The organism is Pseudomonas sp. 1 R 17 (assembly GCF_900067035.1).
Lineage (GTDB): Bacteria > Pseudomonadota > Gammaproteobacteria > Pseudomonadales > Pseudomonadaceae > Aquipseudomonas > Aquipseudomonas marginalis.
In genome coordinates, this window is record NZ_FKLB01000007.1 from 40,822 (window position 1) to 53,432 (window position 12,611).

Consider the following 12,611-nt stretch of genomic DNA (forward strand, 5'->3'; position numbering starts at 1 on the left):
TCCATGCGCCGTCTCCTGTTGACTCTCCTTCTGCTGGGCTCTGGCCTGGCCCACGCCGGTGAATTGCCGGAAACCGACTGGCTCGACCTGATGCCGCTGTCGGACCAGAAGGCCCTCGAGGCCATGCCCGAGATCGACCACAACTCCCCCGAAGCCCAAGGCACGTTCACCGACAAAGGTGGCCTGAAGCAGAGCAAAGGCTTGCCGGCGGTGATGTATTCGACCAAGACCGTGGCTGCCATGAACGGCAGGAACATCCGCATCGGCGGCTACCCGGTGCCGTTGGAAACCGACGCCAAAGGCCGCAGCACCCTGTTCTTCCTGGTGCCATACCCGGGCGCCTGCATCCACGTGCCGCCACCGCCGCCTAACCAGTTGGTGCTGGTGCGTTATCCCAAGGGTTTGAAGCTGGATGATATCTACACGCCGCTGTGGGTGACCGGCACGTTGAAGGTGGAGACGGTGAATAACGATTTGGCCGACGCCGCCTATGCGCTGGATGCGGGCAAGGTGCGGGTCGTAAAGGAATCCGATCTATAAGCTTACGCTGAACCCAATGTGGGGGGCGGTGCGCCCCTCCCACATTTTCGATTGGGTTTACAGGGCGATAGCGGTGATGCTCACGCCCAGCGTGTGGCTTTCACCTGGGGCCAGGTTCACCACATCATCCAGCACATTCGCGGTTTCGATGCACAGCATGCCCTGCCAGCCATCGTCGGCCATGTCGTCGAAGGCCTTGGCGCGTTCGGTCCAGGGGTTCCAGATCACGGTGGATTTCGAGCCTTGGCTGGTGAGCTGGATGCGACGCTGCCAGTCCTGATCGAGGATGCTCAGCGACGGGGGCGTATCGAGGTAGATGCGGTCGGTCTCGGCAGTGAAGTGCAGCAGGCCGGACTGGGTTTTCTCGCTCCAGCCATCGGCGGTATCGATGTATACCGAGCCGTCCAGGCCTTCGACCTGCACGTTGCGTACGTCGCTCACGGCGAAATAGGTGTGCAGCGCCTGGCTGAGCGTGACAGTGTCGTTGCCACGGTTGTGGCTGGTCAGGCGGATGTGCAGTTGGTTGTCCAGCAGCAGGCTCAGGCTCAGGTCGACCTGATGGGGCCAGCCGGGGAAGCCGCCTGCAGGAACCGGTAGTTGCAGGTCCACCCGCAGCGCTTCACCTTCAAGGGTGGTCCCGGCCAATGCCCAGGTCGCGGTACGCACGAAACCGTGAGCGCCCGCAGGCTGATCACTTTGGCGCATCGCCTTTACGCTGGGCGGGTTGCGGTCGAACACCCCAAACCAGGGCCAGCACACCGGGACGCCGGTACGAATGCCCTTGCCCTTCTTGAACACCGCCTCAGGGTTCGGCCAGATCAGCGGCTGCTCGCCTTCGCGGCCGTAACTGAAGATATGCGCGCCCTGCTGGGCGATCATCAGTTCGGCGCCGTTATGGCGGATGCGCCAGCAGTCCAGTTCGTCGACTTTCACGGTCTCAACGTGGGGCGTAGGCATAACAGGCACTCTCAATGGCAGGCAATGGGGCAATTGACCGTCAAAACCCCGCGAGGTTTAACGCGCGCGCGATGGCACCGAGCGTGTGCGGCCGCTGCCATCGATAGCGACGAACACAAACACCGCCTCGGTGACCTTGCGCCATTCGCTGGACAGCGGGTCGTCGCTCCACACTTCGACCATCATCTGGATCGAGCTGCGGCCGATTTCCAGGGCCTGGGTATAGAAGGACAATTGCGCGCCCACTGCCACCGGCACCAGGAACGCCATGCGGTCAATGGCCACGGTGGCCACACGCCCGCCCGCGACCTTGCTGGCCATGGCGGTACCGGCGAGGTCCATCTGCGCGACCAGCCAGCCGCCGAAAATATCGCCAAAACCGTTGGTTTCACGCGGGAGCGCGGTGATTTGCAGGGCGAGATCGCCTTGCGGGATAGGATCTTCTTGTTCGAGTTCGATCATGCCGGGGGGCCTCTGACCCGTGACGCTTTTATAGGTGGAGCAAGGTGGATAGCCGACTGTTAGAAAAACGTTTCAGCACAAACATACTCCGTTCGATACGTTTCTCGTAAGGCGTGCTAAAGGGAAACTCTGCCAAATCGGCTGGATGGCACCCAACGGCGTTTTGGCGCAGCAGCCCCTCAAGCCTGGGGTTCTTGCGCTTGCAAGGGCCGAGTATATCGAGACCCTGGCGCCACGACGACCTCCCGACGCTCATTTGGTCGGTAAATAGCCGCTGTATCGCGGCTTTTGCGCGCAACTGTTCTCCTGGCGCTGTGCTTTTACAAGCGATTTGCTATCTTGCCAGACCCGCCGCCAGTCCCGGGCGTGCCGTCCTTATCAAGCTGACTACTATAAGAGAAGCCTTGCCATGTCCTCCGTGCCCGCAAGCAGTGCGCAACCGTCGCGCCCGCTGACCCGCAACGACTACAAAACCCTGTCGCTGTCTGCCTTGGGCGGGGCGCTGGAGTTTTATGACTTCATCATTTTCGTGTTTTTCGCCACCGTGGTCGGAAAACTGTTCTTCCCTGTCGATATGCCCGAATGGCTGCGCATGATGCAGACCTTCGGCATCTTCGCCGCCGGTTACCTGGCACGCCCGCTGGGCGGCATCATCATGGCGCACTTCGGTGACCTGCTGGGCCGCAAGAAGATGTTCACCCTGAGCATCTTCATGATGGCGGTGCCGACCCTGATCATGGGCCTGCTGCCGACCTACGCGCAGATCGGCCTGTGGGCGCCGGTCCTGTTGCTGTTGATGCGCATCATCCAGGGCGCAGCGATTGGCGGCGAAGTCCCGGGCGCCTGGGTGTTCGTGTCCGAACACGTACCGCCGCGCCACATTGGTTACGCCTGCGGCACCCTGACCAGCGGCCTGACCGCCGGTATCCTGCTGGGTTCGCTGGTGGCCACTGCCATCAACACTATTTACAGCCCGGAGCAGGTCTCGGATTACGCCTGGCGCATTCCTTTCCTGCTCGGTGGCGTGTTCGGCCTGCTGTCGGTGTACCTGCGCCGCTGGCTGCATGAAACGCCGATCTTCGCCGAGATGCAGCAACGCAAGACCCTGGCCGCCGAGCTGCCATTGCGTGCCGTGCTGCGCGACCACCGTGGTGCCATCGTATTGTCGATGCTGCTGACCTGGCTGTTGTCGGCCGGCGTCGTGGTGGTCATCCTGATGACCCCGACCGTGTTGCAGACCATCTACCACTTCAGCCCGACTGTTGCGCTGCAAGCCAATAGCCTGGCCATCGTGACTTTGAGCCTTGGCTGCATTGCCTCCGGCGCCCTGGCTGACCGTTTTGGTGCCGGGCGTGTACTGGTAAGCGGTTGCGCATTGCTGCTGGCGACCTCCTGGACGCTGTACCACAGCCTCATGACCCACCCGGACTGGCTGTTCCCGCTGTACGCCTTGACCGGCCTGTTCGTCGGCACCATTGGCGTGGTGCCTTACGTGATGGTGAAAGCCTTCCCGCCCGTGGTGCGCTTCAGTGGCCTGTCGTTTTCCTACAACGTGGCCTACGCCGTGTTCGGCGGGCTGACGCCGCTGGCGGTGTCGCTGCTGATGAAGGAAAGCCCGATGGGCCCGGCTTACTACGTGGCTGTCCTGTGTGTGATGGGGATGGTGGTGGGTGGGTATCTGTGGAAGCGCGGGCGGTAACCCCGTTTAGCGCTTTTACCGGTAACCATGTGGCGAGGGAGCAAGCTCCCTCGCCACATGCCTTGCGTTTTATAACAATTACAGCTTGTTTCCAAGAAGTCGCTTAGTCGCTCTAACCTCCTCGTACGTCCCGACCTTCTCTCCTTTTGTTGTGTGATCTCCAATGCTGGCCTTTCATCCAATTGTCATATTTCAGACATAGAGTGTTCACACGGCCTCTCGATACTTGGCCCCGATCCAACTATCCCTATCTGCTAGGAGCAAGGCATGAAACTGAAACGTTTGATGGCGGCAATGACTTTTGTCGCTGCTGGCGTTGCGACCGCCAACGCGGTGGCCGCAGGTGTTGATCCGGCAATCCCGGCTTACGTCAAGACCACTGGTGTGTCGGGCAACTTGTCCAGCGTCGGTTCCGATACCCTGGCCAACCTGATGACCCTGTGGGCCGAGGGTTACAAAAAGGAATACCCGAACGTCAACATCCAGATTCAAGCTGCCGGCTCCGCCACCGCGCCACCTGCGCTGACTGAAGGCACCTCCAACCTGGGCCCGATGAGCCGCAAGATGAAGGACACCGAACTGGCGGCCTTCGAGCAGAAGTACGGCTACAAGCCAACCGCTATCCCGGTTGCCGTGGATGCCCTGGCCGTGTTCGTGCACAAGGACAACCCGATCCAGCACCTGACCATGGAACAAGTCGACGCGATCTTCTCCTCGACTCGCCTGTGTGGTGGCAAAGCCGATGTGAAAACCTGGGGTGACCTGGGTGTGACCGGCGACCTGGCCAACAAGCCAGTGCAACTGTTCGGCCGTAACTCGGTATCCGGCACCTACGGCTACTTCAAGGAAGAAGCCCTGTGCAAAGGCGACTACAAGCCTAACGTGAACGAACAACCCGGCTCGGCTTCGGTCGTGCAGTCGATCAGCTCTTCGCTGAACGGCATCGGTTACTCGGGCATCGGCTACAAGACCGCCAGTGTGAAGACCGTGGCCCTGGCCAAGAAAGGCAGCACTGACTTCATCGAAGACAGCGAAGAAAACGCCCTGAACGGCAAATACCCGCTGTCGCGTTTCCTCTACGTTTACGTCAACAAAGCCCCGAACAAGCCTCTGGCCCCGCTGGAAGCCGAGTTCGTGAAACTGGTTCTGTCCAAACAGGGCCAGGAAGTTGTCGTCAAGGACGGCTACATCCCACTGCCAGCCAAGGTTGCCGCCAAGGCCCTGGCTGACCTGGGTCTGAAAGAAGGCAACTGATTGCCTCTGCGGGGCCGGAATACCGGCCCCGCATCCGAATTTTCTAGTCCGCTGCCAGCCCTGCTTCGCGGCGGATTTGTTGCGTCACTGCACTGTCATCTTTCTGTCATACAGGATCGCTAGGGTGTGCGCATGAATGATCTGGCCAATTCCACCATGACGACAACTTCTCCCCCCAAGCGCATTGATTTCAATACGCCTGAGCTGCAACGCAAGCGCCGTATTCGCGCGCTCAAGGATCGCCTGACCCGTTGGTATGTGCTGGTGGGCGGCCTCGCCGTTCTGGGTGCGATCACCCTGATTTTCTTTTTCCTCGCCTACGTGGTCGCGCCACTGTTCCAAGGCGCCTCGCTGACCAAGGAAGACGCACTGACGCCCGCCTGGATGCAGGACGCCGGCAAGCCGTTGTTGATCTCCCTGGAAGAGCAGAACCAGGTCGCCATGCGGGTTTCCGACAAGGGCCAGGCGCTGTTCTTTGACGTCACGAGCGGTGCCGAACTCAAGCGTGTCGACCTGCCGCTTGCGCCCGGCGTGAGCGTGGCTTCCATCGGTGAAGACCAGCCGGGCAGCCCGCTGGTGATCCTCGGTTTGTCCAACGGCCAGTCCCTGGTGTTCCGTCACACCTATAAGGTGTCGTACCCGGACGGCAAGAAGACCATCACGCCTGCGATTGAATACCCCTACGGTGAAACGCCGATCGTGCTCGACGATGCCGGCCGCCCGTTGGAGCATGTCGCCCTCAACGCCACCGATTCGTCGCTGGTGGTGGCAGGCTCGGCCGGTTCGCACTTGAACGTGCTGACCCTGAGCCGCGAAGAAAACATGATGACCGGTGAAGTCACCAGCGAGCAGAAGCGTGTCGAGCTGCCGCAAATGACCGAGCCGGTGAAGGCGATCTTCATCGATCCGCGCCAGCAATGGCTGTACGTGATCAACGGCCGCGCCCTGGCGGATGTGTTCAGCCTGCGCGACAAGAGCCTCAACGGTCGCTACAAATTACTGGAAGATGGCACTGCCGAAGTCACCGCCAGCACCCAGTTGGTGGGCGGCATCTCGCTGATCGTCGGTAACTCCAAAGGCGGCCTGGCCCAGTGGTTCATGGCCCGTGACCCGGATGGCGAGCAGCGCTTCAAGCAGATCCGTACCTTCCAGATGGGCACCGCGCCCATCGTGGAAATCACCGCCGAAGAGCGGCGCAAAGGCTTTACCGCCCTCGACGCTTCCGGCAAGTTCGGCGTGTTCCACAGCACCGCCCACCGCACCCTGCTGGTGGATCCGGTGGTCGACGGCCAGGGCGTGTTTGGTATGTCGCCGCGCGCCAACCGCGTGATCGTCGAAGCCGGCGGCAAGCTGCAGCCGCTGCTGCTGGACAACCCGCACCCGGAAGTGTCCTGGAGCGCGTTGTGGAGCAAGGTCTGGTACGAAAACTACGACGAACCTAAGTACGTCTGGCAATCGACCGCCGCCAACACCGACTTCGAACCCAAGATGAGCCTGGCGCCATTGACCTTCGGTACCCTGAAGGCGGCGTTCTACGCCATGCTGCTGGCGGCGCCACTGGCCGTTGCCGCGGCGATCTACACCGCTTACTTCATGGCCCCGAGCCTGCGCCGCAAGGTCAAGCCGGTGATCGAACTGATGGAAGCCATGCCGACGGTGATCCTCGGCTTCTTCGCCGGCCTGTTCCTGGCGCCGTATGTCGAAGGGCATCTGCCGGGGATCTTCAGCCTGCTGATGCTGTTGCCGATTGGCATCCTGGTGGCCGGGTTTGTCTTCAGTCGCCTGCCCGAGTCGATTCGCCTGCGGGTTCCCGACGGTTGGGAAAGCGCAATCCTGATCCCGGTGATCCTGTTCGTGGGCTGGCTCTCGCTGTACATGAGCCCGTACCTGGAAACCTGGTTCTTCGGCGGCGACATGCGCATGTGGATCTCCCACGACCTGGGCATTACCTACGACCAGCGCAACGCCCTGGTGGTCGGCCTGGCCATGGGCTTTGCGGTGATCCCGAACATCTACTCCATCGCCGAAGACGCCGTGTTCAGCGTACCGCGCGGCCTGACCCTGGGTTCCCTGGCCCTGGGCGCCACGCCGTGGCAGACCATGACCCGCGTAGTGATCCTGACCGCCAGCCCGGGCATCTTCTCGGCGCTGATGATCGGCATGGGCCGCGCCGTGGGCGAGACCATGATCGTGCTGATGGCCACCGGTAACACGCCGGTGATGGAGATGAACCTGTTCGAAGGCCTGCGCACCCTGGCGGCCAACGTCGCGGTGGAAATGCCCGAGTCGGAAGTCGGCGGCAGTCACTACCGTGTGTTGTTCCTCTCGGCGCTGGTGCTGCTGCTGTTCACCTTCATCATGAACACCCTCGCCGAGCTGATTCGTCAGCGTCTGCGCAAGAAATACTCGTCGCTTTAAGAAAGGTAGAAGTCTGTGAAACAGAACTCCCTGAATGGATGGTTCAAGAGCGGCGCTCCGGGCGTCTGGATCAGCGGTGGCGCGGTGTCCATCGCGGTCATCATGACCATTGGTTTGCTGGCCGTGATTGCCGTGCGTGGCCTGGGCCACTTCTGGCCGGCCGACCTGATCCAGGCCAACTACAACGTGCCGGGCCAGGAAAACCATATCGTCATCGGCGAAGTGGTGCAGAAAGAAGAAGTGCCGCGCGAGCGCCTGAAAAGCGCGGGCCTGCCGGTGCCCGATGCGGGCCCGGAGTTCATGACCCGCGAGCTGATCAAGGTCGGCAACCGCGACCTGAACGGCAACGACTTCACCTGGATCGTCGGCGAATGGTTGAAGGACCAGAGCACGCCGAAGAACCTGATGACCATCGAACGTCGTGAGTGGGGCAACTTCTACGGCACCCTGGTCAACGTCAAGCAGGATGGCAAGGTCATCGCTGAAGGCGAGGCCGCGTGGCCGGAGCTGCAAGCCCGCGTGGACCGTGTGAACAAGCTGGCGGCCCAGCTCAAGACCCTGGAGAAGTCCGACATCGGCGCGATCAACGCCGGCCTCGAGCGCATCCGCCTGCATGGCCGCAAACTGGAACTGGAAGGCAAGCTCGACGCTGCCGCCCAGGCCGACATGGAGGCCGATCGTGCCGAGCTGAACGCGCGCTACCAGGACATCGAAGCGCGCCTGGCCGACCTGCACGCCCAATTCAATCGCGATGCCTTGACCGCTCGCGATGGCAACGGCAAGGAAATTGAAATCGGCATCGGCAAGGTGGTGCACGCCTACCAGCCGAACGCCATGGGGACCGTGACCAAGATCGGTTTCTACGTCAGCAAGGTGTGGGAATTCCTCAGTGATGACCCGCGGGAGGCCAACACCGAAGGCGGGATCTTCCCGGCGATCTTCGGCACCGTGATGATGACCCTGATCATGGCGATGATCGTGACCCCGTTCGGCGTGCTGGCGGCGGTGTACCTGCGTGAATACGCCAAGCAGAACACCCTGACGCGCATCATCCGCATCGCCGTGAACAACCTGGCGGGTGTACCGGCCATCGTCTACGGCGTGTTCGGCCTGGGTTTCTTCGTGTATGTATTGGGTGGCTCGGTCGACCGTCTGTTCTTCGCCGAAGCGCTGCCGGCACCGACCTTCGGTACACCGGGCCTGCTCTGGGCCTCGCTGACCCTGGCGCTGCTGGCGGTACCGGTGGTGATCGTGGCCACCGAAGAAGGCCTGGCACGGATTCCGCGTACGGTGCGTGAAGGCTCCCTGGCGCTGGGCGCGACCAAGGCGGAAACGCTGTGGAAGATCGTGCTGCCGATGGCCAGCCCGGCGATGATGACCGGCATGATCCTCGCCGTGGCCCGCGCCGCCGGTGAAGTGGCGCCGCTGATGCTGGTCGGCGTGGTGAAACTGGCCCCGTCGCTGCCGCTGGACGGCAACTACCCGTACCTGCACCTGGACCAGAAGATCATGCACCTGGGCTTCCATATCTATGACGTCGGCTTTCAGAGCCCTAACGTCGAGGCCGCAAGGCCGCTGGTGTACGCCACCGCCTTGCTGCTGGTGCTGGTGATCGCCACGCTCAACCTGTCGGCGGTGTGGATTCGTAACCACCTGCGCGAGAAGTACAAGGCGCTGGACAGCTAAAGCTATTCGCCACAAGCGGCAAGCTACAAGCCGCTTTTGCTCAAATCTTGCAGCTTGCAGCTAAAAGCGTGCAGCTACGAACGGAGTGAGACCATGCAACACGACACCCATTCCCACGGCATCAACATGTCTGCCCTGGGTCGCGACAAACAGAGCCTGAGCCTGGCCCAGGAAACCGTGGCCATCGAAGTACCGGGCCTGAGCCTGTACTACGGTGACAAGCAGGCACTGTTCGACGTCAGCATGAACATCCCCAAGCAGCGCGTGACCGCCTTTATCGGCCCGTCGGGCTGTGGCAAGTCCACGCTGCTGCGTACCTTCAACCGCATGAACGACCTGGTGGACGGTTGCCGCGTGGACGGGGCCATCAACCTCTACGGCACCAACATCTACCGCAAGGGCGAAGACGTGGCCGAACTGCGTCGCCGTGTGGGCATGGTGTTCCAGAAGCCTAACCCGTTCCCCAAGACCATCTACGAAAACGTGGTCTACGGCCTGCGCATCCAGGGCATCAACAAGAAACGCATCCTCGACGAAGCGGTTGAGTGGGCCCTTAAAGGCGCGGCGCTGTGGGACGAGGTCAAGGACCGCCTGCACGAATCGGCACTCGGCCTGTCCGGCGGCCAGCAGCAACGTCTGGTGATCGCGCGCACCATCGCCGTGGAGCCGGAAGTGCTGCTGCTCGACGAACCGTGCTCGGCACTCGACCCGATCTCGACGCTGAAAGTCGAAGAACTGATCTACGAGCTCAAGTCCAAGTTCACCATCGTCATCGTGACCCACAACATGCAACAGGCGGCGCGGGTTTCCGACTACACCGCGTTCATGTACATGGGCAAGCTGGTGGAATTCGGCGATACCGACACCCTGTTCACCAATCCGGCGAAGAAGCAGACCGAAGACTACATCACCGGTCGCTACGGCTAGGAAGCTGTGGTTCTGATTGCACTGACGCTGCGGTTCTCCGCACCTTACCGGACGCTCCAAGGACGCCAACATGATTAGCAAAGAAGGCCTTACCCACCACATCTCCGCGCAGTTCAACGCCGAGCTCGAGGAGGTGCGCAGCCACCTCCTGGCGATGGGCGGGCTGGTGGAGAAGCAAGTCAACGATGCCGTTACTGCGCTGATCGAGGCCGACTCGGGCCTGGCCCAGCAAGTGCGCGAGATCGACGACCAGATCAACCAGATGGAACGCAACATCGACGAAGAATGCCTGCGCATTCTCGCCCGTCGCCAGCCGGCAGCATCCGACCTGCGCCTGATCATCAGCATTTCCAAGTCGGTGATCGACCTCGAGCGGATCGGCGACGAAGCCACCAAGATTGCCCGCCGTGCCATCCAGCTGTGCGAAGAGGGTGAAGCGCCGCGCGGTTATGTCGAAGTGCGTCATATCGGCGACCAGGTGCGCAACATGGTACGGGATGCCCTGGATGCCTTTGCGCGCTTTGACGCCGAGCTGGCATTGTCGGTAGCGCAGTACGACAAGGTCATCGACCGAGAATACAAGACCGCCCTGCGTGAGCTGGCCACCTACATGATGGAAGACCCACGCTCTATCTCGCGGGTCTTGAGCATCATCTGGGTGTTGCGCTCCCTGGAGCGGATCGGTGATCACGCGCGCAATATCTCGGAACTGGTGATCTATCTGGTGCGCGGTACCGACGTACGGCACATGGGTCTCAAGCGCATGAAGGCCGAAGTTGAGGGTTCAGCCGATCAAATCCCTAATGTTCCGGGCGAACCTGACGATAAGTAAGGTTGCCCGAGAAATTAACGCCCGGCCTCTGGTCGGGCGTTTTCGTTTGTGGCGCCTGAATTTTTTGCGAATCGGGTAAAAGAAAGTCCGAACGTGACTACAGAGTTTTGGCAAAATGCCATTAGTCAGGCGTTTTGCGTGCCGAAGTTTTTATAGGATGAAGGGTCGATGAGTAAAGTCAGTGTATTGGTGGTGGATGACGCCTCGTTTATCCGCGACCTGGTGAAGAAGTGCCTGCGCAACTACTTCCCCGGGATCAAGCTTGAAGATGCGGTAAACGGCAAGAAGGCCCAGACCATCCTGATGCGCGAGAGCTTCGACCTGGTGCTGTGCGACTGGGAAATGCCGGAGATGTCCGGCCTGGAGCTGTTGACCTGGTGCCGTGAGCAACCGCACCTCAAGGCCATGCCGTTTGTGATGGTGACCAGCCGTGGCGACAAAGAGAACGTGGTCCAGGCGATCCAGGCCGGGGTTTCCGGTTACGTCAGCAAACCGTTCACCAACGAGCAACTGCTGAACAAGGTCAAGCAAGCCCTGCACAAGGTCGGTCGCCTCGACGCCCTGGTCGCCAGCGCGCCGACCAAGATGAACTCGGCCTTCGGCAATGATTCCCTGAGTGCCCTGACCGGTGGCAAGCCTGAAGCCGTACGTGCAGCCCCCGTTGCGGCGGCTGCGTCTGCGCCAAGCAAAGGCCTGCTTAACAACGCCCCGCCGGTCCAAGCGCCAGGCGCTGCACCCACTGGCGGCCGTGGCCAGGGCCAGTTGCGCCTGTCCAGCGGCACTCAGCAATGCGTGATCAAGGCGCTGAGCATCAAGGAGGCGCTGCTGGTGGTGCGTCGCGGTGAGGTCCTGCCTCAGGTACTGGAAAGTGCCGTGCTCGACCTGGAACAGGGCGACAACGCCGAGGTGGCGCGTCTCAACGGCTACCTGCACGCCATCGTCGCCTTCGAACCCAAGCCGGACAGTGACTGGCTGCAACTGACCTTCCGCTTTATCGACCAGGATGCGCAGAAGCTCGACTACATCTCCCGCCTGATTGCGCGCGGTACGGCGCAGAAGCATTTTGTGCCGGGGGCCTGACTTTCAGTCCGAAGGGGCGTGCCCCGGGATTGTCATGATCCCTTGCTAGCTTGCTGTTCATTCACTCCGGCAGGTTCGCGCCATGCTCCTTCGCCTTTTGCTGTCCTGCATGTTGGCCTTGGTCGCCAATTCGACCCAGGCCATGACCCTGTACAAATCCACCGATGCCAACGGCATGGTGTTTTTCAGCGATCGGCAAACCCCCGGCGCCCAGGCGTTCGTGATCCAGGAACGTAGGGTCGAGCGCGTACAGCCGCCGGTACTCTACAGGCCAAAACCCGTTTACCCGCAACAAGCCTACCGTTACCCCTTGCCCTGGCGTGGCGGTCCGTTCCGCCTGACCCAAGGTCCCAACGGCAGCTTCAGCCACACCGACGCCAAAAGCCGCTACGCCATGGACATCGCCATGCCCGAAGGCACGCCGATCATCGCGGCACGCAGCGGTGTGGTGGTGAAAATCGAGAATAGCCAGATCGGACGCGGCAACGATGCGTCAGGCAATTTCGTGCGCGTGCAGCACGATGACGGCACCCAGGGTGTGTACCTGCACCTCAAGCAAGGCTCGGTGAGTGTCAGGCCGGGGCAGCGTGTGGCGGTGGGCAGCGCGCTGGGGTTGTCGGGCAATACCGGCAACAGCAGCGGGCCGCACCTGCACTTTGTGGTGCAACAGAGTACCGCGGCCGGGCTGGTGTCGATTCCTTACGAATTCAACCAGCCGGTCGGGACATTGCCCAATTTTGCATTGGGCAATTGAGG

At 61.4% G+C, this 12,611-nt stretch carries 11 protein-coding genes; 9 read left to right on the top strand and 2 right to left on the bottom strand.

The annotated features are described in order from the left end of the window. Positions 1-3 precede the first annotated feature (3 nt). The gene (locus BFP99_RS01095) at positions 4-540 is read left to right on the top strand and encodes a DUF3299 domain-containing protein (protein WP_027608241.1); all 537 of its coding nucleotides are present in this window, start codon (positions 4-6) and stop codon (positions 538-540) included. A gap of 57 nt (positions 541-597) precedes the next feature. Here the strand turns inward: BFP99_RS01095 and BFP99_RS01100 are convergent, their stop codons facing one another. Together BFP99_RS01100 and BFP99_RS01105 are read right to left on the bottom strand one after the other, a co-directional pair. Continuing rightward, positions 598-1,497, bottom strand: coding sequence for a D-hexose-6-phosphate mutarotase (locus tag BFP99_RS01100; RefSeq protein ID WP_065946488.1), 900 nt, complete (start codon positions 1,495-1,497; stop codon positions 598-600). Positions 1,498-1,554: 57 nt separating this feature from the next. Continuing rightward, entirely contained in the window at positions 1,555-1,959 is a 405-nt protein-coding gene (locus BFP99_RS01105) for an acyl-CoA thioesterase (RefSeq protein ID WP_003176975.1), read from the bottom strand. A gap of 409 nt (positions 1,960-2,368) precedes the next feature. Here BFP99_RS01105 and BFP99_RS01115 point away from each other — a divergent pair, with 409 nt between their 5' ends. The 8 genes from BFP99_RS01115 (at position 2,369) to BFP99_RS01150 (ending at position 12,609) form a co-directional block, all read left to right on the top strand. After that, a complete protein-coding gene (locus BFP99_RS01115; protein ID WP_027608244.1) occupies positions 2,369-3,658 on the top strand; it encodes an MFS transporter in 1,290 nt (429 codons plus the stop codon). 267 nt (positions 3,659-3,925) lie between these two features. Further along, positions 3,926-4,912: a phosphate ABC transporter substrate-binding protein PstS gene (locus tag BFP99_RS01120; protein ID WP_016978637.1), complete on the top strand. Its 987-nt coding sequence runs from the start codon at positions 3,926-3,928 to the stop codon at positions 4,910-4,912. A 384-nt stretch (positions 4,913-5,296) separates the two neighbouring features. Beyond that, positions 5,297-7,330 carry an ABC transporter permease subunit gene (locus BFP99_RS01125; RefSeq protein WP_174562752.1) on the top strand — a complete coding sequence of 678 codons (2,034 nt, stop codon included), beginning with the start codon at positions 5,297-5,299 and terminating at the stop codon, positions 7,328-7,330. Positions 7,331-7,345: 15 nt separating this feature from the next. Next, positions 7,346-9,016: a phosphate ABC transporter permease PstA gene (pstA, locus tag BFP99_RS01130; protein ID WP_027608246.1), complete on the top strand. Its 1,671-nt coding sequence runs from the start codon at positions 7,346-7,348 to the stop codon at positions 9,014-9,016. Between the two features lie 93 nt (positions 9,017-9,109). Then, a complete protein-coding gene (gene pstB, locus BFP99_RS01135) occupies positions 9,110-9,943 on the top strand; it encodes a phosphate ABC transporter ATP-binding protein PstB (protein ID WP_027608247.1) in 834 nt (277 codons plus the stop codon). 70 nt (positions 9,944-10,013) lie between these two features. Next, positions 10,014-10,775 (top strand): phosphate signaling complex protein PhoU, encoded by a 762-nt coding sequence (gene phoU / locus BFP99_RS01140; RefSeq protein WP_027608248.1) that lies wholly within the window; start codon positions 10,014-10,016, stop codon positions 10,773-10,775. A gap of 168 nt (positions 10,776-10,943) precedes the next feature. After that, positions 10,944-11,855: a response regulator gene (locus BFP99_RS01145; RefSeq protein ID WP_027608249.1), complete on the top strand. Its 912-nt coding sequence runs from the start codon at positions 10,944-10,946 to the stop codon at positions 11,853-11,855. 82 nt (positions 11,856-11,937) lie between these two features. Beyond that, positions 11,938-12,609: a peptidoglycan DD-metalloendopeptidase family protein gene (locus tag BFP99_RS01150; protein ID WP_065926746.1), complete on the top strand. Its 672-nt coding sequence runs from the start codon at positions 11,938-11,940 to the stop codon at positions 12,607-12,609. The last annotated feature ends 2 nt before the right edge of the window (positions 12,610-12,611 follow it).

Excerpts from the sequence above, each read along its gene's own strand:
- BFP99_RS01120 (WP_016978637.1), top strand. The coding sequence starts at position 3,926 with ATGAAACTGAAACGTTTGATGGCGGCAATGACTTTTGTCGCTGCTGGC.
- BFP99_RS01145 (WP_027608249.1), top strand. The coding sequence starts at position 10,944 with ATGAGTAAAGTCAGTGTATTGGTGGTGGATGACGCCTCGTTTATCCGC.
- BFP99_RS01100 (WP_065946488.1), bottom strand. The coding sequence starts at position 1,497 with ATGCCTACGCCCCACGTTGAGACCGTGAAAGTCGACGAACTGGACTGC.
- BFP99_RS01150 (WP_065926746.1), top strand. The coding sequence starts at position 11,938 with ATGCTCCTTCGCCTTTTGCTGTCCTGCATGTTGGCCTTGGTCGCCAAT.
- BFP99_RS01115 (WP_027608244.1), top strand. The coding sequence starts at position 2,369 with ATGTCCTCCGTGCCCGCAAGCAGTGCGCAACCGTCGCGCCCGCTGACC.
- pstB (WP_027608247.1), top strand. The coding sequence starts at position 9,110 with ATGCAACACGACACCCATTCCCACGGCATCAACATGTCTGCCCTGGGT.
- BFP99_RS01095 (WP_027608241.1), top strand. The coding sequence starts at position 4 with ATGCGCCGTCTCCTGTTGACTCTCCTTCTGCTGGGCTCTGGCCTGGCC.
- phoU (WP_027608248.1), top strand. The coding sequence starts at position 10,014 with ATGATTAGCAAAGAAGGCCTTACCCACCACATCTCCGCGCAGTTCAAC.
- BFP99_RS01125 (WP_174562752.1), top strand. The coding sequence starts at position 5,297 with ATGCAGGACGCCGGCAAGCCGTTGTTGATCTCCCTGGAAGAGCAGAAC.
- BFP99_RS01105 (WP_003176975.1), bottom strand. The coding sequence starts at position 1,959 with ATGATCGAACTCGAACAAGAAGATCCTATCCCGCAAGGCGATCTCGCC.